Source organism: Sphaerotilus sp. (assembly GCF_031429695.1).
Lineage (GTDB): Bacteria > Pseudomonadota > Gammaproteobacteria > Burkholderiales > Burkholderiaceae_C > Sphaerotilus.
This window is the reverse complement of sequence record NZ_JANPAB010000027.1, coordinates 1-20692: the sequence shown is the minus strand read 5'-3', so window position 1 is coordinate 20692 and position 20692 is coordinate 1. Positions and strand designations below refer to the sequence as shown.

Annotated in this window: 22 protein-coding genes and 1 pseudogene; 14 read left to right on the top strand and 9 right to left on the bottom strand. The window is 67.5% G+C overall.

The features are described from left to right. From RMP06_RS05560 to RMP06_RS05550, 3 genes are all read right to left on the bottom strand, one after another. Positions 1 to 113 (bottom strand): glycine--tRNA ligase subunit alpha (locus RMP06_RS05560; protein ID WP_409050104.1); only part of this gene is annotated, 113 nt, incomplete at its 3' end. Between the two features lie 69 nt (positions 114 to 182). Beyond that, the gene (locus tag RMP06_RS05555; RefSeq protein WP_310460778.1) at positions 183 to 851 is read right to left on the bottom strand and encodes a nucleotidyltransferase family protein; all 669 of its coding nucleotides are present in this window, start codon (positions 849 to 851) and stop codon (positions 183 to 185) included. A gap of 103 nt (positions 852 to 954) precedes the next feature. Then, a complete protein-coding gene (locus RMP06_RS05550) occupies positions 955 to 1542 on the bottom strand; it encodes a hemerythrin domain-containing protein (protein ID WP_409050103.1) in 588 nt (195 codons plus the stop codon). A 174-nt stretch (positions 1543 to 1716) separates the two neighbouring features. Here RMP06_RS05550 and tkt point away from each other — a divergent pair, with 174 nt between their 5' ends. Beyond that, the gene (gene tkt, locus RMP06_RS05545; RefSeq protein ID WP_310460776.1) at positions 1717 to 3768 is read left to right on the top strand and encodes a transketolase; all 2052 of its coding nucleotides are present in this window, start codon (positions 1717 to 1719) and stop codon (positions 3766 to 3768) included. 91 nt (positions 3769 to 3859) lie between these two features. Further along, the gene (gene gap / locus RMP06_RS05540) at positions 3860 to 4861 is read left to right on the top strand and encodes a type I glyceraldehyde-3-phosphate dehydrogenase (RefSeq protein ID WP_310460775.1); all 1002 of its coding nucleotides are present in this window, start codon (positions 3860 to 3862) and stop codon (positions 4859 to 4861) included. Positions 4862 to 4943: 82 nt separating this feature from the next. On the opposite strand, the gene RMP06_RS05535 is transcribed toward gap, so the two are convergent. Genes RMP06_RS05535 through RMP06_RS05525 form a run of 3 tightly spaced genes read right to left on the bottom strand, consistent with a single transcriptional unit; the run spans position 4944 to position 7036 of the window. Beyond that, positions 4944 to 5726 (bottom strand): hypothetical protein, encoded by a 783-nt coding sequence (locus tag RMP06_RS05535; protein ID WP_310460774.1) that lies wholly within the window; start codon positions 5724 to 5726, stop codon positions 4944 to 4946. Beyond that, on the bottom strand, positions 5720 to 6508 hold the full coding sequence (locus RMP06_RS05530) for a biotin--[acetyl-CoA-carboxylase] ligase (protein ID WP_310460773.1): 789 nt from the start codon (positions 6506 to 6508) through the stop codon (positions 5720 to 5722). Before RMP06_RS05530 ends, RMP06_RS05535 begins: the two co-directional genes overlap by 7 nt. A gap of 30 nt (positions 6509 to 6538) precedes the next feature. Beyond that, positions 6539 to 7036, bottom strand: coding sequence for an SET domain-containing protein (locus RMP06_RS05525; RefSeq protein WP_310460772.1), 498 nt, complete (start codon positions 7034 to 7036; stop codon positions 6539 to 6541). Positions 7037 to 7184: 148 nt separating this feature from the next. Between RMP06_RS05525 and RMP06_RS05520 the strand changes: the two genes are divergently transcribed. Together RMP06_RS05520 and RMP06_RS05515 are read left to right on the top strand one after the other, a co-directional pair. Then, positions 7185 to 9782: a DNA topoisomerase III gene (locus RMP06_RS05520; protein WP_310460771.1), complete on the top strand. Its 2598-nt coding sequence runs from the start codon at positions 7185 to 7187 to the stop codon at positions 9780 to 9782. Between the two features lie 58 nt (positions 9783 to 9840). Then, on the top strand, positions 9841 to 10827 hold the full coding sequence (locus RMP06_RS05515) for an AEC family transporter (protein ID WP_310460770.1): 987 nt from the start codon (positions 9841 to 9843) through the stop codon (positions 10825 to 10827). A gap of 17 nt (positions 10828 to 10844) precedes the next feature. Here RMP06_RS05515 and RMP06_RS05510 read toward each other — a convergent pair whose 3' ends face one another. Further along, positions 10845 to 11351 (bottom strand): PIN domain-containing protein, encoded by a 507-nt coding sequence (locus tag RMP06_RS05510; RefSeq protein ID WP_310460769.1) that lies wholly within the window; start codon positions 11349 to 11351, stop codon positions 10845 to 10847. A gap of 110 nt (positions 11352 to 11461) precedes the next feature. Here RMP06_RS05510 and RMP06_RS05505 point away from each other — a divergent pair, with 110 nt between their 5' ends. From RMP06_RS05505 to RMP06_RS05495, 3 genes are all read left to right on the top strand, one after another. Continuing rightward, positions 11462 to 12160, top strand: coding sequence for a YbaK/EbsC family protein (locus RMP06_RS05505; RefSeq protein ID WP_310460768.1), 699 nt, complete (start codon positions 11462 to 11464; stop codon positions 12158 to 12160). A 177-nt stretch (positions 12161 to 12337) separates the two neighbouring features. Then, the gene (locus RMP06_RS05500) at positions 12338 to 14029 is read left to right on the top strand and encodes an MFS transporter (RefSeq protein ID WP_310460767.1); all 1692 of its coding nucleotides are present in this window, start codon (positions 12338 to 12340) and stop codon (positions 14027 to 14029) included. Positions 14030 to 14153: 124 nt separating this feature from the next. Beyond that, positions 14154 to 14318 carry a hypothetical protein gene (locus RMP06_RS05495; RefSeq protein WP_310460766.1) on the top strand — a complete coding sequence of 55 codons (165 nt, stop codon included), beginning with the start codon at positions 14154 to 14156 and terminating at the stop codon, positions 14316 to 14318. A 19-nt stretch (positions 14319 to 14337) separates the two neighbouring features. Here the strand turns inward: RMP06_RS05495 and RMP06_RS05490 are convergent, their stop codons facing one another. Next, on the bottom strand, positions 14338 to 14970 hold the full coding sequence (locus RMP06_RS05490) for a response regulator (RefSeq protein WP_310460765.1): 633 nt from the start codon (positions 14968 to 14970) through the stop codon (positions 14338 to 14340). Beyond that, positions 14967 to 16364 carry a sensor histidine kinase gene (locus tag RMP06_RS05485; RefSeq protein WP_310460764.1) on the bottom strand — a complete coding sequence of 466 codons (1398 nt, stop codon included), beginning with the start codon at positions 16362 to 16364 and terminating at the stop codon, positions 14967 to 14969. Before RMP06_RS05485 ends, RMP06_RS05490 begins: the two co-directional genes overlap by 4 nt. Before the next feature lie 165 nt (positions 16365 to 16529). Between RMP06_RS05485 and pqqA the strand changes: the two genes are divergently transcribed. The 7 genes and pseudogenes from pqqA to RMP06_RS05455 all read left to right on the top strand — a co-directional run. After that, positions 16530 to 16604: a pyrroloquinoline quinone precursor peptide PqqA gene (gene pqqA / locus RMP06_RS21445; protein ID WP_179636014.1), complete on the top strand. Its 75-nt coding sequence runs from the start codon at positions 16530 to 16532 to the stop codon at positions 16602 to 16604. Positions 16605 to 16620: 16 nt separating this feature from the next. Beyond that, on the top strand, positions 16621 to 17535 hold the full coding sequence (pqqB, locus tag RMP06_RS05480; RefSeq protein WP_310460763.1) for a pyrroloquinoline quinone biosynthesis protein PqqB: 915 nt from the start codon (positions 16621 to 16623) through the stop codon (positions 17533 to 17535). An 11-nt stretch (positions 17536 to 17546) separates the two neighbouring features. Beyond that, complete coding sequence (pqqC, locus tag RMP06_RS05475; protein ID WP_310460762.1) at positions 17547 to 18251, top strand: pyrroloquinoline-quinone synthase PqqC; 705 nt, start codon at positions 17547 to 17549, stop codon at positions 18249 to 18251. Then, on the top strand, positions 18248 to 18517 hold the full coding sequence (gene pqqD, locus RMP06_RS05470; protein ID WP_310460761.1) for a pyrroloquinoline quinone biosynthesis peptide chaperone PqqD: 270 nt from the start codon (positions 18248 to 18250) through the stop codon (positions 18515 to 18517). The genes pqqC and pqqD overlap by 4 nt, the downstream gene beginning before the upstream one ends. Next, complete coding sequence (pqqE, locus tag RMP06_RS05465) at positions 18514 to 19653, top strand: pyrroloquinoline quinone biosynthesis protein PqqE (protein ID WP_310460760.1); 1140 nt, start codon at positions 18514 to 18516, stop codon at positions 19651 to 19653. The genes pqqD and pqqE overlap by 4 nt, the downstream gene beginning before the upstream one ends. Positions 19654 to 19713: 60 nt before the next feature. Beyond that, positions 19714 to 20157 carry a universal stress protein gene (locus RMP06_RS05460; RefSeq protein WP_310460759.1) on the top strand — a complete coding sequence of 148 codons (444 nt, stop codon included), beginning with the start codon at positions 19714 to 19716 and terminating at the stop codon, positions 20155 to 20157. Positions 20158 to 20235: 78 nt separating this feature from the next. Then, positions 20236 to 20505 (top strand): annotated as a pseudogene (locus RMP06_RS05455) (MaoC/PaaZ C-terminal domain-containing protein); the annotation flags it as partial. Between the last annotated feature and the right edge of the window lie 187 nt (positions 20506 to 20692).

Genomic DNA, 20692 nt, shown 5'->3' with positions numbered 1-20692 from the left:
GTGCCGGCGCCGACTTCCATGTCGTAGGGCTGCAGCAGCGCACAGCCCTGGGCGTCCCAGTATTCCTGAAGGCGAAGAATGATGTGCTGGAAGGTCAGCATGGTGGTGGGCAGCTTGGAGGACTTGGAAGGACGTGGAGGACTTGGGCGGGGACGTGCGCTTGGACGTGTCTGGCGTGAATTCTAGGCGCCAGGGTGGGGCTGGTCCTGCAGGGCGGCGAGTTGCGCCGGCGTGCCGACGTTTTCCCAGCGGCCGACGCCGGTTTCGAGCCCGATCCGGCCCGCAGCGACCCCGTTGATCAGCAGCGATCCGAGGGCGGCTCGCCGCCCGACCGGCAGCCCGGCGCACAGCCGCGGGCTCATCAGCGCGAGGTTGGCGTAGGTCATGCGGGTGCCGCCGTGGTCAAAGTCGCCGCGCGGGTGGTAAGGCGGGTTCGGCACCACCCAGAGGCGTGCGTCCTGGCCGCTGGCGATGAAGTCATCGACGAGCGCGGCGTCGAAATGGAAGTCCGGTGCCCAGATGTCACCCGAGACCACCCAGAACGCTTCTCGGCCGTCGGCGCACAGCCAGTCTTGCACCGTGGCGATGCCGCCAGCGGTTTCCAGCGCGCCGCCGAAGTCGCGGCCTTCATGCGAGTAGCGGATCGAGAGGCCGAAGCGCGAGCCGTCGCCGAGCACGGCAGGGAAGCAGTCTTCGAGCCACGCGGTGTTGACGACCACCTCGCGCACGCCGTCACGGGCGAGGGCGTGCAGGTGCCACTCGATCAGCGGTCGCCCGAAGACCGGCAGCAGCGGCTTGGGCGTGGTGTCGGTCAGCGGGCGCATGCGCTCGCCACGGCCCGCGGCGAGCATGATGGCGCGCGGCGGCAGGGAGGGTGGGGTGGTGGTGGTCTTCACGGGCTTCGAAGTGTAGAGCCCGCCGCACCGCCGGGAACCCCGCCCGCGAATGGCTCCGTCAGGTCGCAGCCCCCAGACCAATGGGGGCCGGTGCGGTGCGCACGATGCGGCTGAAGAGCTGTTCGTATTCGGCCGACGGGGTGTGGCCGGTCAGCGGATCCCGGTTTTCTGCAAAGGCATCGTCCAGCACCGCCCAGTCCTCGGCCTGCAGCACCTGTTGCGCCATTGGCAGCACGATCTCCTCTTCGAGCTGCATGTGCTTCAGGTAGAACGACAGGTAACGCTCGACCGCCTGGGCGAAATCTTCGCGGCGCGTCTCGCCCAGCATCTCCCAGGCCAGCAGCGTGTGCTCCAGATCGCGGATCGCCCGCTCGCCCACCGCGTGGTCGCGGTCGAGCTTGTCGAGCACCTCGGCGGCTGTGTCGCTGCGGCTGCGGAGCATCGGGAACAGCAGATCCGACTCCTTGCGGTGGTGCAGTTTTTCGGGAAATTCGTCGACGTAGAACAGCATCGCGCGCAGCACGTCGAAGCGCACGGGCGTGCCATCCTGCCGGTGCTGGCGCAGCAGCAGGGGCAGCGAGCTGAGCATGGCGCTGAGCGCCTGGTGCTCTTCGCGGATGATGCGGATGGCGGTCGGGGTGGGCATCTTGGACATGGATGGCGTCTCCTGGGCGCGGCCGTGGTGGCCTGTGCCTGCAGCGTCGCAGCTTCGCGCCGGGCCGGGTTGACGGCCGTCAAGGGATGTTTCAGGGGGCTGGTTGGCGCCGCCGCTTAAAATCGCGGTTTCGCCCTCCCGACCACACCTACTCTGCTTGTGTCCATGGCCGCCACACCTGTTTCCCTTTCTTCCTCGATGGCCAACGCCATCCGCGCACTGGCCATGGACGCCGTGCAACAAGCCAACTCCGGACACCCCGGCGCCCCGATGGGCATGGCCGACATCGGCGTCGCCCTGTGGAAGCGCCACCTCAAGCACAACCCGGCCAACCCGCAGTGGGCCGACCGCGACCGCTTCGTGCTGTCAAACGGCCACGGCTCGATGCTGGTCTACGCGCTGCTGCACCTGACCGGCTACGACCTCTCGCTGGACGACCTCAAGGCCTTCCGCCAGATGCACAGCAAGACGCCGGGCCACCCGGAAGTCGGCGTGACCCCGGGCATCGAGACGACCACCGGCCCGCTCGGCCAGGGCCTCACCAACGCCGTCGGCATGGCGCTGGCCGAGAAGCTGCTCGCCGCCGAGTTCAACATCGGCGGCCACACCATCGTCGACCACAGCACCTACGCCTTCATGGGCGACGGCTGCCTGATGGAAGGCATCAGCCACGAAGCCTGCGCGCTGGCCGGCGCCTGGAAGCTGAACAAGCTGATCGCGCTGTACGACGACAACGGCATCTCCATCGACGGACAGGTCGCGCCCTGGTTCATCGACAACACGCCGCAGCGCTTCGCCGCCTACGGCTGGAACGTCATCGACGCGGTGAACGGCCATGACGTGGACGCCGTGGATGCCGCCATCGCCCAGGCCAGGCTGAGCACCGACAAGCCGACGCTGATCGTCTGCAAGACCCACATCGGCCAGGGCTCGCCGAACCGCGCCAACACGGCCAAGGCCCATGGCGAGCCGCTGGGTGCTGCCGAGATCGCGCTGACCCGCGCCGCGATCGGCTGGACCGCCGAGCCGTTCACCATTCCTGCCGACATCGCCGCCGCGTGGGACTGCCGCGCCGCGGGTGCCGCAGCACAGGCCGAGTGGGACGAGCGTTTCGAAGCCTACGTGCGTGCTTGCCCGACGCAGGCGGTCGAGTTCGAGCGCCGCATGATCGGCGATCTGCCGGACGGTTTCGCCGACATCGCCGTCGAAGCGGTCGGCGCGGCCCACGACAAGGCCGAGACGGTCGCCAGCCGCAAGGCCAGCCAGATCTCGCTGGAGCACTTCACCGCGAAGCTGCCGGAAATGCTGGGCGGCTCGGCCGACCTCACCGGCTCGAACCTGACCAACACCACGAGCACCCCCCCGCTGCGCTTCGACGCCACCGGCGCCCCGGTGCGCAACGCCGAAGGCCAGCTCGGCCGCCACATCAACTACGGCGTGCGCGAGTTCGGCATGGCCGCGATCATGAACGGCGTGGCGCTGCACGGCGGCTACATCCCCTATGGCGGCACCTTCCTGACCTTCAGCGACTACAGCCGCAACGCCATCCGCATGGCTGCGCTGATGAAGCTGCGCGTGGTCCACGTCTTCACCCACGACTCCATCGGTCTGGGCGAAGACGGTCCCACCCACCAGTCGATCGAACACGCCGCCAGCCTGCGCCTGATCCCCGGCCTCGATGTCTGGCGTCCGGCCGATACCTGCGAAACCGCCGTGGCGTGGACGATGGCGCTGGCCAACCGCAACCGCCCGAGCGCGCTGCTGCTGTCGCGCCAGAACCTGCCCTACGCGCCCAAGACCACCGCCGACGAGATCACCAAGGGCGCCTACGTGCTGTCCGAGCCGAGTGATGCCGGCTTCAAGAAGGGCAAGAAGCCGGACGCCGTGATCGTGGCGACCGGCTCCGAGGTGCAGCTTGCGCTGGCTGCGCAGGCCGAACTCGCCAAGGACAAGATCGCCGTGCGCGTGGTCAGCATGCCCTCGACGACCGTGTTCGACCGCCAGAGCGTCGAATACAAGTCCGCCGTGCTGCCGGCCAAGGTGCCGCGCATCGCCGTCGAGATGGGCGTGACCGACTTCTGGTGGAAGTACGGCTGCGCCGCAGTCATCGGCATCGACACCTACGGCGAGTCGGCCCCGGCCGGCGTGCTGTTCAAGCACTTCGGCTTCACGGCGGAGAACGTCGTCGCCACGGTGCGGAAAGTTCTCGGCAAGTAACCGTTGTGGCGGGACACTGCACGCGCTGTCCTGCCCAGCCTCGCCCCGTCCCGGTTTGTCCAGGTTTTTTCATCCCCCCAGGAGTGTTTCCATGACCATCAAGATTGGCATCAACGGCTTCGGCCGCATCGGTCGCATGGTGTTCCGCGCTGCGGTGCAGAACTTTGCGGACGACATCGAAATCGTCGGCATCAACGACCTGCTGGAGCCGGATTACCTGGCGTACATGCTCAAGTACGACTCGGTCCACGGCCGCTTCAAGGGTGACGTGGCCGTCGAAGGCAACACGCTGGTCGTCAACGGCAAGCCGATTCGCCTGACCGCGGTGAAGAACCCGGCCGAGCTGAAGTGGGACGAAGTCGGCGCCGATGTTGTCATCGAGTCCACCGGCCTGTTCCTGACCAAGGAAACCGCCGAAGCCCACCTGAAGGCGGGCGCGAAGAAGGTCATCCTGTCGGCGCCGTCGAAGGACGACACCCCGATGTTCGTCTACGGTGTGAACGACAAGACCTACGCCGGTCAGGCCATCATCTCCAATGCGTCCTGCACGACGAACTGCCTGGCGCCGGTCGCCAAGGTGCTCAACGACACCTGGGGCATCAAGCGCGGCCTGATGACCACGGTCCACGCGGCCACCGCCACGCAGAAGACCGTGGACGGCCCGAGCAACAAGGACTGGCGCGGCGGTCGCGGCATCCTGGAAAACATCATCCCGTCGTCCACTGGCGCTGCCAAGGCCGTCGGCGTGGTGATCCCGGAGCTGAACAAGAAGCTGACCGGCATGGCCTTCCGCGTGCCGACCTCGGACGTGTCGGTTGTGGACCTGACGGTCGAGCTGAACAGCCCGGCCACCTACGCCGAGATCTGCGCCGCCATGAAGGCCGCGTCCGAAGGTGCCATGAAGGGCGTGCTGGGCTACACCGAGGACAAGGTCGTCGCGACCGACTTCCGTGGCGAGCCCTGCACTTCGGTGTTCGACGCCGAAGCCGGTCTGGCGCTGGACAGCACCTTCGTGAAGGTCGTGAGCTGGTACGACAACGAGTGGGGCTACTCGAACAAGTGCCTGGAGATGGCGCGCGTCATCGCCAAGTGAACGTGATCCCGGTCCACCCGGTTCACTGAAGCACCAAGGCCCCTGCGAGGGGCCTTTTTCATGGGCGTTTCAGCAGGATCGTTCAGCGCTTGCAGGTCTCGAACGGATGCCCGCTCAGGCGTGGCTTGAGCGCGGTGACCCGCTCGTGGATGTCGGCGTCGGCCTTCTGGATGCGCACCGTGTGCAGCGCAGTCGGTTTGACCAGTGGCACCACGCGCACGTACTTGACCTTCTGCGTGGTCAGGCGCGTCTGCAGCGCACGGGCATCCGCCTCGACCCCGTGGCGACCGAAAACGAAGCCGGGCAGGTATTCCTCGGGCAGGTCGCGCGCTTCCTCGAAGGCGATTTCCATCTTGCGCAACTGTTCGGCCCGCTTGTCCATGACGGTGCGGCTCTTGTAGGGGCCGACGTAGACGATCCAGCTGCCGGGTTTCTCTCGCGTGGTGAGCTGCCACGGGCCTTCGCCCAGCGTGTTGCGCAGGGCGTTTTCGGCCACGCGCCATTCGGCCGGAGTGAACGGGCCGGCTTCGAGGCAGATCGGTGGCGGTGGTGCTGCGGGCGCGGCTGTACGGTCCTCGGGGTTGCCCGTACTGGCACTGGCGGGAGTGGAGGCCGGTGGTTCGGAGGCTTCTGGTGCCGGAATCTGGGTGGCCGTGGCGGGCAGCGCGGCCGAGGGGCTGCCAGGCCGGGCTGTCGCACCCAGGCTGAGCACGCGCAGGGCGGTCGGATCGATCTGCGCGGTCAGCCGCTGCGGCTCGCGGTTGCCATCGGGCGACAGGCCGAGCACGTCGGTCAGCCAGCCCTGCGTCCAGCCGTAGAACGCAGCGTTGGCCAGCATCAGGATCAGCACCAGGGCTCTCAGCATGGACGCACGCTCACTTCGCCGCTGTGGAGGGCATGGATGGTGCCGTGGACGTCACGCACCTGCAGCGAGCCGTCGGCGGTCAGGCCGCAGGCGATGCCAGTGATGGCGCCGGCCTGCACCGTACGGCCGGCCAGCACATCCCGCGCGGCATAGCGGGTGCGCAGCGGGGCCAGTCCGTCGGTCTCGAAGGCGAGCACCGCGTCTAGCAGCGGGCGGGCCACACGGTGCAGGAGCTGCGGGGCGGTCAGCATCGGTTCGAACGCCTGCAGGCAGGCGTAGCCGGTGCGGAAGGTGTCGGCGTCGGCCTGCGCGTCTGGCAGCGGCGTCACGTTCAGACCGGCACCGATCACGACCCAGCGCTCGCCGGGGCGCGGGCCGGGTTCTGCCAGCGGGGCGACCTCGATCAGGATGCCGCCGAGCTTGCGGTCGTCGCCGCGCAGCCACAGGTCGTTGGGCCACTTCAGGCCGATCTGCGCCCCCAGCGCCTCGGACAGCGCCACACCGACCGCCAGCGACAGCCCGCTCCAGTCGGCCGGGGCCAGCTTGATGCCGAGCGAGAACGTCAAGGCTTGACCGGGCTGCGACCACCACGGGCGGCCCAGACGGCCCCGGCCGGCGGTCTGGCACTCGGCGACGAGCAGGCAGGGCGTATCCAGGCCCTGGCGACCGCGTTCGAGCAGCAGCGTGTTGGTGGAGCCAGTCTCGGCCAGCACCTCGACGCTCAGGCCGGGTGCCCGCGGTTCCAGGTCTTGCCAGAGCGTTTCGGCGTCCCAGTGCAGCATGGTGGTGTAGTCGAATTGGAAGGCGCTGGTTCAGCGCTTGGGGCCGAGCATCGTACCCCGGCAATTTGGTGCACCGCAGCGGCAGGCGTATGCTTTCTTCAGTTTCGCGGTGTAGCGTTCATCGATCACCAACCGGTAGTCGAAGAACAGCTCTTCGCCCGGGGCGATGTCGCGCAGCGCCTTGATGAAGATGCGGCCGCCGTCGTCCTCGGTCTCGCAGTTGGGGGCGCAGGCGTGGTTGATCCAGCGGGCCGAGTTGCCGCGTACGCCGCCATCGATCACATGGGCGTCGTCGACGTGGAAGTAGAAGGTGTGGTTCGGGTCGGACGGATCGCGCGGGTGGCGGCGCAGTGCCTCGTCCCACGGGATGACTTCGCCCTTGTATTCGATGATGATCTCGCCCGCTTTCAGCGGCACTTGCGCATAGACGCCTTTGCCGTGGACGCCGGAGCGGCGCACCTGCAGACGGCGTTGTCCGGGAGCCTTTGGCAGGCTCGGCGCGGTCGAATCTGGCAGCGGTGCAGACATGGCGGTGCGAGATTGGTTAGATTGGGGTGTGAGCGTGTGCGTGCCCGTGTGTGCGTGTACGCGTATAGCCGTGGATTGTAGGGAGCACCCTGACACAGGGTCGGGTGCGCGTGTCAGTGCAAGCAGCGTTCTGCAGAGTTCGAACATCATGAGCAAATCTCTCGTCATCGCCGAGAAGCCTTCCGTCGCACAGGACATCGTCCGCGCGCTGACCCCGGTGTGCGGCAAGTTCGAGAAGCACGACGACCACTTCGAGAATGACCGCTACGTGGTCACCTCCGCCGTCGGTCACCTCGTCGAGATCAAGGCGCCGGAGGAATTCGACGTCAAGCGCGGCAAGTGGAGCTTCGCCAACCTGCCGGTGGTGCCGCCGCATTTCGACCTTGCGCCGATCGACAAGGCCAAGAGCCGCCTGAGCGCCGTCGTCAAGCTGGTCAAGCGCAAGGACATCACCGACCTCGTCAACGCCTGTGACGCGGGCCGCGAGGGCGAGCTGATCTTCCGGCTGATCGAGCAGTACGCGCTCGGCAGCAAGGTCGGCACGAAGCCCGTGCAGCGCCTGTGGCTGCAGAGCATGACGCCGCAGGCCATTCGCGACGGTTTCGGCAAGCTGCGCAGCGAGGCCGACATGCGCGGTCTGGCCGACGCCGCCCGCAGCCGCAGCGAGGCCGACTGGCTGATCGGCATCAACGGCACCCGTGCCATGACCGCGTTCAACTCGCGCGACGGCGGTTTCTTTCTCACCACGGTGGGCAGGGTGCAGACGCCCACGCTGTCGATCATGGTCGAGCGCGAGGAGAAGATCCGCAAGCACGTTGCGCGCGATTACTGGGAAGTTCGCGCCGATTTCGGGGCCGATGCCGGCGTTTACGAAGGCAAGTGGTTCGACCCGAAGTTCAAGAAGGACGAGGACGCCGAGCGCCGCAGTGACCGCCTGTGGACCGCCGATGAAGCAAAAGCCATCGCCGACGCCGTGCGCGGCAAGTCCGGCACCGTGCGCGAGGAGGCCAAGCCGAGCACGCAGGCCAGCCCGCTGCTCTACGACCTGACCACGCTGCAGCGCGAGGCCAACTCCCGTTTCGGCTTCTCGGCCAAGACGACGCTGTCGATCGCACAGGCGCTGTACGAGAAGCACAAGGTCCTGACCTACCCGCGGACCGACGCCCGTGCGCTGCCCGAGGACTATGTCGCCGTGGCGCGGGACACGCTGGGCATGATCGCCAGCGAAGACCTGCCCGGCCCGCTGCAGGATCTCGCCACCCACGCCCGCAAGGCGCTGAAGGAGGGCTACGTCAAGCCGTCGAAGCGCATCTTCGACAACACGAAGATCTCGGACCACTTCGCCATCATCCCGACGCTGCAGGCCCCGAAGAGCCTGAGCGAGATCGAGGCGAAGCTGTACGACCTGGTGGTGAAACGCTTCATCGCGGTGTTCTACCCCTCGGCCGAGTTCATGGTCACGACCCGCATCACGCAGGTGCATGCCGCCGGCAAGGAGCACCAGTTCCAGACCAACGGCAAGGTGCTGGTGAACCCGGGCTGGCTGGCGGTCTACGGCAAGGAAGCCGCGGGCGAGGACGCCAACCTCGTGGCCGTCAAGCCGGGCGAGATCGTCACCGCCGACGAGCTGAAGATCGCCGCGCTGCGCACCAAGCCGCCAGCGCGCTACAACGAATCGACGCTGCTGAGCGCGATGGAAGGCGCGGGCAAGCTCATCGACGACGAGGAGTTCAAGGCCGCGATGCAGGAGAAGGGCCTGGGCACGCCGGCCACGCGGGCGGCCACGATCGAAGGGCTGATCACCGAGAAATACCTGCTGCGCGATGGCCGTGACCTCGTGCCCACCGCCAAGGCGTTCCAGCTCATGACGCTGCTGCGGGGCCTGGAGGTGGAAGACCTGACCAAACCCGAGCTGACCGGCCAGTGGGAGCACCAGCTCAACCTGATGGAAAAGGGCCAGCTCAGCCGCACCGATTTCATGCAGGGCATTGCCGACATGGCCCGCCGCGTCGTCACCAAGGCCAAGGAATACGACCGCGACACCATCCCCGGCGATTACGCGACGCTGGCGGCCCCGTGCCCCAACTGCGGCGGCGTGGTCAAGGAAAACTACCGCCGCTTCGCCTGCACCGGTGCGGACGCAAGTGCCGAGGGCCAAGGCGCTGGCTGCGGGTTCTCGATCGGCAAGATCCCTGGCGGCAGAAGCTTCGAGCTGCACGAGGCCGAGACTTTTCTGACCGACCACCGCATCGGGCCGCTGGAGGGCTTCCGCTCCAAGGCGGGCTGGCCGTTCACGGCCGAGCTGAAGCTGGTGCGCGACGAGGAGGCCGCTAACTGGAAGCTCGAATTCGACTTCGGCGATGACGCCAAGAAGGAAGCCGAAGAGGCCGAATCGGTCGATTTCTCCGAACAAGCGTCGCTGGGCCGCTGCCCGAAGTGCGGCAGCGCGGTGCATGAACACGGCACGAACTACGTCTGCGAGCATGCGGTCGGCACGACGGCGACCTGCGACTTCAAGACCGGCAAGATCATCCTGCAGCAGCCCGTCACGCCCGAGCAGGTGACCCTGCTGCTGAACAGCGGCAAGACCGCGCTGCTCGACGGCTTCGTCTCGAACAAGACCAAGCGCAAGTTCAAGGCCTTCCTCGTCTATGACAAGAAGGAGGGCAAGGTGGTGTTCGAGTTCGAGCCGCGTGCAGCCAAGGTGCCGGCGAAGAAGGCCGCGGCCAAGAAGGCACCGGCCTGATCGGACGCTGCGGCGACCGCGTACAGCGACCGACCTGCCCCGCGTCTAAGCTCGGGGCATGTCGGTCGATCTCTTTCTGAAGCTGTTCACGCTGTTCGTTGTCGGGGGCATCGGCTATGGCGCGGCGCGTGCCGGTCTGACGGGTGGTGCGGCGGGGCTGCGCACCTTGTCGAACATCGGGTTCATGGTGTTTTTGCCGGGGCTGCTGTTCCGCACCACGGCGACGGTGAATCTGGCGGCGCTGCCGTGGCGGTTGGTGGCGGCGTTTTTCGGGCCGCTGCTGCTGTGGGCGCTGGGCGTGTGGGCCTGGCAGCGCTGGCACCGTGTGCCGGGGACGGACGACCCGGCGGCGCCGGCCATCCGCGCGGTGACGCTGAGCTTCGGCAACACGGTGCAGCTCGGGTTGCCGTTCGCGGCAGCGTTGTTCGGCGAGGAGGGCCTGCGGCTGCACGTGGCGCTTGTCAGTCTGCACGCGCTGCTGCTGCTCGGTCCCTTCACCGTGCTGGCCGAGGCCGACCGCGCCCGCGCCGCCGCCCGCCACACCGGCGCACTGGCGATCGGCCAGACGCTGCTGACCATCGCGCGCCAGACGCTGATCCACCCGGTGGTCTTGCCCGTGCTGCTGGGCCTGGCGTGGAACCTGGGTGGGCTGGCATTGCCGCAGTGGCTCGACAGCGTGTTGCAGATGCTGGGGCAGGGCGCCGTGCCGCTGTGCCTGGTGCTGATCGGCGTGTCGCTGGACCAGTACGGGCTGGGGCCGCGCTGGTCTGCGGCGGCGGGGCTGGCGGCGCTCAAGCTCCTGCTGCTGCCGGCGCTGGTGGCCACATCCGGTGTGCTGGTGTTCCACCTCGACGGAGTGGCACTGTCGGTGCTGGTGATGGCGGCGGCGCTGCCCGCGGGCAGCAACACGCTGCTGTTCGCGCAGCGCTACCGGGTGCTCGAAGGCGAGGCCAGTGCGGTGATCGTGTTGTCCACGGCCGGGTTCGCGCTGACGGCGCCGCTGTGGCTGAGTGCGCTGGCGTGGTGGCGCACGGTCGGCTGGTGAATGCCGATCGGCGCAAGTCAGCGCAGGCGCTGGACCGGCAGGCGCAGCGGGGCCGGGTCGATCGGCGACTCGCGCAGCAGGTGCAGGAAAGGCTCCAGCGGCAGCACCGCGAATGGCAGCCGTTCGTGCATGGCCAGCAGTGCGGCGTCGCTGCTCACCAGCACGTGGGCCTGTCCGGCCATGGCCAGCTGGACGAAGGCCAGGCCCGTCGGCTCGTCCCCGGCCATCGGTACACGCACCTTGAGCACATAGGGCAGGTACTCGCCGAGCATCTGCTGCTGCTCGGCCACGCTGAAACCGAGTTGCGCGTCGCCCAGGTGGCGGGTCAGGTCCATCAGCGTGTTGCGGCACACCATGGGCCGGCAGAAGCCGTGGCGCCAGGCCCGCCGCAGCCGCGCTGCCGTCGGGCCGCCAAACACCAGCGCCGAGGCCACCACGGCCGTGTCGAGCACGACCCGTGGCGGGCGGCCGCTCAGGTCCAGTGTGGGTGTCGAGGTGGGTTGGGCGTGGGTGAGTGCGGACATGCGGCGTCCATGATCGCCGCGTGCCAGCGGTGCCGGAACCCTTGCCGGCCCTTCAACCAGGGTGCTTGTGCGAACATGCCCGGGTTTTATCTGCATTTCGGGGCATCAGCATGGAACTAGAACTACCGGAAGGCGTGCGGCGTGTGCGCGCGGTGCTGGCCGACCGTGGGCATTCCCACGCCCCGACGCTGCTGGACGTGGCCGCCCGCACCGCCCAGGAAGCCGCCGATGCGCTCGGCGTGCAGCTCGGGCAGATTGCCAAGAGCGTCATCTTCCGGCGGCGGGCGGATGAGGTCGCCGTGCTGGTCGTGACCTCGGGCGATCGCCGGGTGGACGAGCGTCTGGTGGCCGCGCGGGTGGGGCCGATCGGTCGCGCGGATGCCGGGTTCGTGAAGGCGCGGACCGGGTTCTCCATCGGTGGGGTCTCGCCCGTGGGGCACATCACCGCGCCGGTCGTGCTCATCGACCGGGAGCTGTTCCGCTTCGAGCGGATCTGGGCCGCGGCGGGACATCCCCATGCCGTGTTCCCGCTGGCCCCGGCGGAGCTGGTGGTGCTGACCGATGGTGCGCCCGTGGCCGATGTCACGCAGCTGTTGGCGGCACCTGCGCCAGTGGATCGGCCAAACAGCCCGTGCATCAACACCTGCCGCATCGATCCCGACACGGGTCATTGCATTGGCTGCGCCCGCACGATTCCGGAAATCACGGCGTGGTCCAAGCTGTCGGCCGCTGAGCGTGAACCAATCTGGTTGGCGCTGCCAAGTCGCCGATCCGCCACGAAAATTGACATCCATCACGGGCAGGATTAACCCTAGCTCAGTGATCTATTCCCTTCATTTCCCGCATCATGAAATGAAGGGTGCGGGTTGTTGTTGATTCTGTAAGGTTGTGTTGGTTATCTGTCAGGGAATGGTCAGAGGTCGGTTCGACAGTGAACCCATGCGCCGTGGTCGCGGCGCTGATTTTCTGGTCGAGGAGACAAACACATGTCCAGCATTCCCGCGAACGCTCGGGCCACCAATTCGCCGATGACGGCAGAGGAGCGGAAGGTCATCTTCGCTTCCTCGCTCGGCACGGTCTTCGAGTGGTACGACTTCTACCTGTACGGATCGCTCGCTGCGATCATCGCCAAGCAGTTCTTCAGCGGTCTGGATCCGTCCGCCGCGTTCATTTTTGCGCTGCTTGCGTTTGCGGCCGGCTTCATCGTGCGCCCGTTCGGCGCGCTGGTGTTTGGCCGCCTCGGTGACATGATCGGCCGGAAGTACACCTTCCTGGTCACCATCATGATCATGGGCCTGGCGACGTTCATCGTCGGTATCCTGCCCAACTATGCCTCGATCGGTGTCGCTGCTCCGGTGATCCTGATCTCGCTGCGCATGCTGCAGGGCCTGGCGCTCGGCGGCGAGTACGGTGGTGCTGCCACGTACGTGGCCGAACACGCCCCGCACGGCCGCCGCGGCGCCTACACCGCGTGGATCCAGACCACCGCAACGCTGGGCCTGTTCCTGTCGCTGATGGTCATCCTGGGCACCCGCACGCTCATCGGCGAAGAAGCCTTCGGCGACTGGGGCTGGCGCGTGCCGTTCATCGTGTCGATCTTCCTGCTGGCCGTCAGCGTGTGGATCCGTCTGTCGATGAACGAATCGCCCGCTTTCAAGAAAATGAAGGAAGAGGGCAAGACCTCCAAGGCCCCGCTGACCGAGTCCTTCGGCCAGTGGAAGAACCTGAAGATCGTGCTGCTGGCCCTGTTCGGTCTGGTCGCCGGTCAGGCGGTCGTCTGGTACACCGGTCAGTTCTACGCGCTGTTCTTCCTGACCAGCGTCCTGAAGGTGGATGGCCCCACCGCCAACATCCTGGTGGCTGCGTCGCTGGTGATCGGCACGCCGTTCTTCGTCGTCTTCGGCACGCTGTCGGACAAGATCGGCCGCAAGCCGATCATCATGGCCGGCCTGCTGCTGGCGATGCTGACCTTCTTCCCGCTGTTCAAGTCGCTGACCGAAGCCGCCAACCCGGACCTGGCAAGGGCGCAAGCCACCGCCCAGATCTCCGTCAAGGCAGACCCGGCCACCTGCTCGTTCCAGGGCAGCCCGATCGCCCGTGAAGTGGACTTCACCAACCCCTGCGACATCGCCAAGCGTTCCCTGGCCCAGAACTCGGCCAGCTACACGAACGAAGCGGTGGCCGCAGGTGCAGCGACGACGATCAAGATCGGCGACAAGGAAATCGTGCCCCCGACCGGCGTGCTGCTGGCCGGTGGTCACAAGTTCGACGAAACCTCGGGCAAGGCGATTGCCGCGTTCAAGAAGGAAGTCGCTGCTGCGCTGAAAGAAGCCGGCTACCCGGCCAAGGCGGATCCGGCCAAGATCGACAAGGTCAAGATCATCATGATCCTGTCGGTTCTGGTGATCTACGTGACCATGGTCTACGGCCCGATCGCCGCCATGCTGGTGGAAATGTTCCCGACCCGCATCCGCTACACCTCGATGTCGCTGCCGTATCACATCGGCAACGGCTGGTTCGGTGGCCTGATGCCGACGATCGCCTTCGCGATGGTCGCCCAGAACGGCAACATGTACTACGGCCTGTGGTACCCCATCACGATCGCCGCCATCACCTTCGTGGTCGGCATGCTGTTCGTGAAGGAAACCAAGGACACCGACATCTACGCCGGTGACTGACCGACTGACATCGGCTGAAGTTCGGCTGATGTGACGAGGCGCCCCGCGAGGGGCGCCTTGTTCGTTTGTCGCGCGGACCTTACCCTGTTCTTACCCAACCTGACCACCCCGAGGAGTTCCAACCATGTGGAAGATTGTTCTGGCCTTCATCGCCTTCGCCGCCCTCGCGATGTTCATCCTGATGAAGAGCGGTGGTGACATCGACATGAGCGGCGAGAAGCATGGCACCGAAAGCGCCGAACCCGCCGCCAGTGCCGCCCCATCGGCTGCGTCGGCTGCGTCGAACTGAGCCACGGGGACGCAGAGCCTCAAGCTTCGATCAATCCCCAACGCAGCGCCAGCAGCGTCAGCTCCGCCTGGTTGGCCGCTTCGAGCTTCTGCTTGACGTGGTACAGGTGGGTGCCGACGGTGCTGGTCGAGAGGTTCAGGTCGCCCGCGATGTCCTGCACCGAGCGACCGCGGGCAAGTTGCACGAACACCTCGAATTCACGCGAGGACAGCCGGTCGGCCGGATTGGCACTGCCGTCGATCGCGGCCAGCGCGAGCTGGCGGGCGATGTCCGCATCCAGCCAGCGCCGCCCGGCTGCCAAGGCGCGGATCGCTTCCGGCAGGTTTTCCGGCGCGCTCCGCTTGGAGAGAAATCCCATCGCTCCCGCATCGAGCGCCCGCCGCGCGTGGGCGCTGTCATCGTGTGCCGACAGCATCAGCAATCGGAGCTGCCCGCCGCGCGCCCGCAGCCGCCGCAGTGTCTCCAGCCCGCCCATGCCCGGCATCGAGATGTCGAGCACCACCACGTCCGGCGCGGCTGCCGCCACGTTCAGCAGCGCCTGTTCGCCGCTGTCCGCCTCGCCCGTCACCTGCAGATCGGGGCATTCGGCCAGCAGCATGCGGAATCCCATGCGCACCAGCGCGTGGTCATCGACCAGCATCACGCGGATCATGTCGTGTCTCCTTGGTCATGGTGCAGCGGCAGCCAGGCTTGCACACGGGTGCCGCCTTCGGGGCGGCGTTGCACGCTGAGCCGTCCGCCCAGCGTGGCCGCCCGTTCGCGCAAGCCGCGCAGTCCGTAGTGGCCGCGGCGCGCCCAGTCGTCGGGCAAGCCGGTGCCGTCGTCCTCGACCGTGAGTTGCAGCGCGGTCGGATCGGCTTCGGCACAGATCCGCACCCGCGTGCCACCGCTGTGGCGCAGCGCATTGGTCAGCGCCTCCTGAGCGACGCGATAGGCGGCGCGGGCGGGCTCGACGGGCAGCGACTGGCTCTGCTCCAGACCGCTCAGTTGCAGCTCCAGTGCCATGTCGCCATAGCGGCTGCGCGAGGCGTCGATCAGTTCGGTCAGCGCGTCGGCCAGCCCCAGGTCGTCCAGTGCCGGCGGGGCCAGCCGCGGGATCAGGCCGTGCATCGCCTCGTAGAGCCGTGCGGCCTCCTCGGCGATCATCGCGGTCGCCTGTGCGCTGGTGGGATCGCGGTCACCCAGCCGGGTCTGCACGGTGCGGGCCAGGGTGCGGATCGCGGTGACGGATTGGGCGAACTCGTCGTGCAGCTCGCGGGCGATGGCACGCCGCTCGGCCTCGGTGTGTGCCTCCAGGCGGCGGGCGAATTCGCGGCTTTCCAGCAGGGTCCGCTCGGCCTCGAAGGCCCGGATGCGGGCCTCGATCTCCGCCTCGATGGCCTCGGCCAGCCGGTTCACCGCCTGCCCGATCACCGCCGCCTCGCGTCCTGGCAGCGCAGGCAGCCGTGCGGTGTATTCGCCTTGCTGCAGCCGGGCCAGCCCATGGACGATGGTCGGCAGCGGTCTGAGCGCCCGCCCGACGCCCCAGAACACGGCCAGATTGAGCAGCAGGAGCACAGCCGCGCCTGTGCCGGCCAGCACCACGAACTCGTCCCACCCGTCCAGCACGGCCCGTGAGGGCTCGGTCTCCACCGTCAACCGTCCACCGGGCATCTGGATGACCTGGCGTTCCAGTGCGGGCGAGACCAGCGCGCTGTACCAACCGGGTGCGTTGCGGCCCAGTTTGTAGGTGGCGGGCGGCGATGTGAACAGCAGCTGCCCGTTGTCGCTCTCGAAGCGGATGTCGTTGGCCCGGACCCGGCCGAGTTGCGACAGGAACTGCACCAGCGCCTGCGGCCCCGCGCTGGCGTAGACCCAGCTCACCCGCTGCAGCAACTGCGCGGCCACCCGGTTGCCGGCGGTGATCTCCTCGCGCACGCTGCGCCGCGTGGCGTCGAGCTGGAGCGCGATGACGGCCACGACGAACACCCCCATCAGCGCGGCGACGATCAGGTGGATCTGCAGACGCAGGCTCGGGCTGCGCGGACTCGGTACGGGGAAGGACATGGTGCGGATTGTCGGTGCCGCGCCGTTCTGTGCAAGCGGGTGCGTGCCTTTCATGAAAATCATGAGGCCCGGTTCATCCCTGTGGCGACGACAGCCGCGGCGGACACCACGACACTGCAGGCTCCAACCCGCAACCGACCCCTTACCCCTTGAAGGAGTTCTCCGATGACCTGGCAAACCCCCACCGCCTGCGACTTCCGTTTCGGCTTCGAAATCACGATGTACGTCGCCGCCCGCTGAGCTGCAGGACAACACGATGAAACTGCGGGTGCTCGGCTCGGCCGCAGGTGGCGGTTTCCCCCAGTGGAACTGCAACTGCGCGCAATGCACCGCCGTCCGGGCGGGATCTCCCAGCCACCGCGCCCGCACCCAGTCGTCCATCGCCGTCGGCGGCCCGGACGACTGGCTGCTGGTCAACGCCTCTCCCGACATCCTCACCCAGTTGCAGCGCAGCCCCGCGCTGCAGCCGGCGCGGGCCGTGCGCGACACGGGCATCGCGGCGGTGCTGCTCTGCGATGGGCAGGTCGATCACAGCACCGGCCTGTACATGCTGCGCGAGCGCGGCGCCCCGCTGCCACTGTGGACCACGCGGCCCGCCTTCGACGACCTGAGCATCGGCAACCCGATCCTGCGCGTGCTGTCGCATTACTGCGGTGTGGCGTGGAACGAACTGCCGATCGACGGCACCGCCTTCACCCTCCCTGGCGTGCCCGGCCTGCGCCTCACCGCGCTGCCGCTCGACAGCAAACCTGCGCCGTATTCGCCGCACCGCGAATCACCCGTCCCCGGCGACAACATCGGCCTCGTGTTCGAGAACGTCGCCACCGGCCGCCGCGTGTTCTACGCCCCCGGCCTCGGCGAGATCAGCCCGGCTGTCTGGGAAGCGATGTCCACCGCCGACGTGGTGCTGGTGGACGGCACCTTCTGGACCGACGACGAGATGATCCGCCTCGGCTTCTCGAAGAAGACCGCCCGCGACATCGGCCACCTGCCGCAGTCCGGCGCGGGCGGAATGCTCGACTGGCTGGGCCGGCTGCCGGCGACGACGCGCAAGCTGCTCATCCACATCAACAACACCAACCCGATCCTCGACGAAGCTTCGCCCGAGCGGCAGTCGGTCGAGGCGGCCGGCGTCGAGGTCAGCTTCGACGGGCTGGAGATCGAATTCTGATGTCGCCTCCCATGTCGCCCTTTGAAACCCGCCTGCGCGAGCAGGGCAAGAGTTACCACATCCACCACCCGTTCAACGTCATGCTGAACACGGGCAAGGCCACGCCCGAGCAGATCCGCGGCTGGGTGGCGAACCGCTTCTGCTACCAGACGGCGATTCCGGTGAAGGACGCGGCCGTGCTGTCGAACTGCCCCGACCGGGCGGTGCGGCGCGGGTGGATCCAGCGCATCCTCGACCACGACGGCTTCGAGATCACGGGGGCGGATGGCGCGACCGTGCGCGACCCCGGCGGCATCGAGGCGTGGCTGCGGCTCGGCGAGGCGGTCGGGCTGACGCGCGAGGAAGTGCTCGACGGGCGGCACGTCATCCCGGCGGTGCGCTTCGCGGTCGATGCGTATGTGAACTTCGCGCGCCGGGCGCCGTGGCAGGAGGCGGTGTGCTCGTCGCTGACCGAGCTGTTCGCGCCCGAGATCCACAAGCAGCGGCTGGCGACCTGGCCCGAGCACTACGGCTGGATCGACCCCGCCGGGCTGGCCTATTTCCGCAACCGCGTCAGCCAGGCGCGGCGCGACGTGGAGCAGGGGCTGGCCGTCACGCTCGACCATTTCCGCACGCCCGAGCAGCAGGACCGGGCGGTCGAGATCCTGCGCTTCAAGCTCGACATCCTGTGGGCGATGAACGACGCGATGGCGCTGCGCTACGCGGTGAACGCATGAGCGCCGTGGACGCCAAGCCCCGCGTGGCCCGAGGCTTCCGGCTCCAGTGGGAAGAAGCGCAGGGCTGCCACGTCCTGCTCTACCCCGAAGGCATGGTGAAACTCAACCGCAGCGCGGGCGAGATCCTGACGCGCTGCACCGGAGCGGCCACCGTCGCCGAGATCGTGGCGGACCTGGAAACCGCGTTCGGCGCCTCGAACCTGCAAGGCGATGTCGAAAGCTTCCTCGACATGGCGCGTCAGCAACGCTGGGTGGACGCGGCATGACCGAGGCACCGCAGACGACCGCGCCGGTGATCGGCCCGCCGCTGTGGCTGCTGGCGGAAGTCACCTACCGCTGCCCGCTGCACTGCGTGTTCTGCTTCAACCCGGTCGATTTCGCGAAGACCGAGCGGGCGGATGAACTCTCCACCGCCGACTGGCTGCGCGTGCTGCGCGAGGCGCGGGCGCTTGGGGCGGTGCAGTGCGGTTTCTCGGGCGGTGAGCCGCTGATGCGCGACGATCTGGAAGAACTGATCGCCGAGGCGCACCGACTGGGTTACTACACCAACCTGCTCACGTCCGGCGTCGGCCTGACGAAGGCGCGGGCGCAGGCGCTGAAGGCCGCCGGACTCGACCATGTGCAGCTCAGTTTCCAGGACTCGACCCGCGAGCTGAACGACTTCCTGAGCCACACCAAGACCTTCCAGCTCAAGCAGGAGGTGGGCGAGACCATCAAGGCGCTGGGCTGGCCGATGGTGATGAACGTGGTGATCCACCGCCTCAACATCGACCACATCGACCGCATCATCGCGATGGCCGACGCGCTCGGCGCCGAGTACCTGGAGCTGGCGAACGCGCAGTACTACTCCTGGGCACACCTGAACCGCGACCACCTGCTGCCGACGAGCGAGCAGATCCGCCGCGCCGAGGCCGTCACCGACGCATGGCGCGTCAAGGTGGCCGACCGGATGAAGCTGTTCTTCGTCGCCCCGGACTACCACGAGGGCAAGCCGAAGAAGTGCATGAACGGCTGGGGCAACATCTTTCTGACCATCTCGCCGGACGGCACCGCGCTGCCCTGCCACACGGCAAAGATGCTGCCGGGCCTCGCCTTCCCGAACGTGCGCGAGCACGACATCCGCTCGATCTGGCACGACAGCGAAGGCTTCAACCGCTACCGGGGCACCGGCTGGATGAAGGGGCCGTGTGTCACCTGTCCGGACAAGGAAAAGGATCTGGGCGGCTGCCGCTGCCAGGCGTTCCTGCTGGCGGGGGATGCGGCTGCCGCCGATCCGGTGTGCCCGAAGAGCGAGCGTTACGGCGTGGTGCAGGCGGCGGTGGCGGCGGCGGATGCCGGCGTGGTGCCGGAACGTCCGCTGGTGTTCCGCGATCCGAAGCAGTCGCTGGCGCGCTTGACGTAAATCAAGTCCGGAAGCCCGATCGGCGCCTAGAGTGGAAGCTCACTCGCAAAGGATCCGATCATGTTCAAGCACCTTTTTGTTCCGGTCGATGGGTCCGCACTGTCGGTTCGTGCCATGGACGCGAGCATCAAGCTGGCGCAATCGCTGGGCGCGTCCATCACTGGTTTCGTGGCTGAGCCGGACATCCCGCTGTCCGCCGTCAGTTCCAGCCCGACCGTGTTCGTGCAGCAGATCGCCGCCCATGAAACCCGCACGGATGTCCACGCCCACACCGTCCTCCACACCTTTGCTGACCGTGCGACGGCGGCCGGTGTGCCGTTCGCCAGCGAGTACCGCCGCAGCGACCAGACCGACGCGGTGATCGCCGAGGTGGCCGACATCGTGAAGGCCGACCTGATCGTGATGGTCACGCATGGTCGGGGGGCGTTCAGCGAACTGCTGTTCGGCTCGCATACCAAGAATGTCATCTCGCGCACGAAGGTGCCGCTGCTGGTGCTGCACTGACGCGGCATTCACCATCGGCTTGGTGTTCTGTCGCGGAGCCTGCAACATGGTGGTCTTCGACACGGAGACCTTGCCGCCATGCCTGCTTCCAGCCCGCCCGTTCTGTCCGCACCTGAACTCGATCGCACCGCCCAGCTCGCCCTCGTCGGCCAGGAGGTGGGCGTCTCGTCCTGGCACCTGATCGACCAGGCCCGCATCGACGCCTTTGCCAACGCGACCGATGACCACCAGTTCATCCACGTCGATCCCGAACGCGCCCGCGCCGAGACCCCCTTCGGCGGCACCATCGCGCACGGGCTGCTGACGCTGTCGATGCTGCCGGCGCTGGTGGCGCAGTGGTTGGGGTTGTCGGTGCTGGGGTGATTGACCGCTGCCGCTGCACTTGCTGTTCAGATCGGCTTTGTTGCACAACCCACCCAGCCGGCCGGTGGTCGAGCGGTGAGGTAGGCTGACGGGATGAGCAAGCCGGCGAAGAAGAAGTACACGACGAAGAACTGGTCGCCCTACACGAAGGCGCTGAGAGCCAGGGGGTCGC

Excerpts from the sequence above, each read along its gene's own strand:
- RMP06_RS05500 (WP_310460767.1), top strand. The coding sequence starts at position 12,338 with ATGTCCAGCATTCCCGCGAACGCTCGGGCCACCAATTCGCCGATGACG.
- tkt (WP_310460776.1), top strand. The coding sequence starts at position 1,717 with ATGGCCGCCACACCTGTTTCCCTTTCTTCCTCGATGGCCAACGCCATC.
- pqqE (WP_310460760.1), top strand. The coding sequence starts at position 18,514 with ATGACCGAGGCACCGCAGACGACCGCGCCGGTGATCGGCCCGCCGCTG.
- RMP06_RS05535 (WP_310460774.1), bottom strand. The coding sequence starts at position 5,726 with ATGCTGAGAGCCCTGGTGCTGATCCTGATGCTGGCCAACGCTGCGTTC.
- RMP06_RS05555 (WP_310460778.1), bottom strand. The coding sequence starts at position 851 with ATGCTCGCCGCGGGCCGTGGCGAGCGCATGCGCCCGCTGACCGACACC.
- RMP06_RS05525 (WP_310460772.1), bottom strand. The coding sequence starts at position 7,036 with ATGTCTGCACCGCTGCCAGATTCGACCGCGCCGAGCCTGCCAAAGGCT.
- RMP06_RS05520 (WP_310460771.1), top strand. The coding sequence starts at position 7,185 with ATGAGCAAATCTCTCGTCATCGCCGAGAAGCCTTCCGTCGCACAGGAC.
- RMP06_RS05490 (WP_310460765.1), bottom strand. The coding sequence starts at position 14,970 with ATGATCCGCGTGATGCTGGTCGATGACCACGCGCTGGTGCGCATGGGA.
- gap (WP_310460775.1), top strand. The coding sequence starts at position 3,860 with ATGACCATCAAGATTGGCATCAACGGCTTCGGCCGCATCGGTCGCATG.
- pqqB (WP_310460763.1), top strand. The coding sequence starts at position 16,621 with ATGAAACTGCGGGTGCTCGGCTCGGCCGCAGGTGGCGGTTTCCCCCAG.
- RMP06_RS05515 (WP_310460770.1), top strand. The coding sequence starts at position 9,841 with ATGTCGGTCGATCTCTTTCTGAAGCTGTTCACGCTGTTCGTTGTCGGG.
- pqqC (WP_310460762.1), top strand. The coding sequence starts at position 17,547 with ATGTCGCCCTTTGAAACCCGCCTGCGCGAGCAGGGCAAGAGTTACCAC.
- RMP06_RS05485 (WP_310460764.1), bottom strand. The coding sequence starts at position 16,364 with ATGTCCTTCCCCGTACCGAGTCCGCGCAGCCCGAGCCTGCGTCTGCAG.
- pqqD (WP_310460761.1), top strand. The coding sequence starts at position 18,248 with ATGAGCGCCGTGGACGCCAAGCCCCGCGTGGCCCGAGGCTTCCGGCTC.
- RMP06_RS05510 (WP_310460769.1), bottom strand. The coding sequence starts at position 11,351 with ATGTCCGCACTCACCCACGCCCAACCCACCTCGACACCCACACTGGAC.
- RMP06_RS05505 (WP_310460768.1), top strand. The coding sequence starts at position 11,462 with ATGGAACTAGAACTACCGGAAGGCGTGCGGCGTGTGCGCGCGGTGCTG.
- RMP06_RS05495 (WP_310460766.1), top strand. The coding sequence starts at position 14,154 with ATGTGGAAGATTGTTCTGGCCTTCATCGCCTTCGCCGCCCTCGCGATG.
- RMP06_RS05460 (WP_310460759.1), top strand. The coding sequence starts at position 19,714 with ATGTTCAAGCACCTTTTTGTTCCGGTCGATGGGTCCGCACTGTCGGTT.
- RMP06_RS05550 (WP_409050103.1), bottom strand. The coding sequence starts at position 1,542 with ATGCCCACCCCGACCGCCATCCGCATCATCCGCGAAGAGCACCAGGCG.
- RMP06_RS05530 (WP_310460773.1), bottom strand. The coding sequence starts at position 6,508 with ATGCTGCACTGGGACGCCGAAACGCTCTGGCAAGACCTGGAACCGCGG.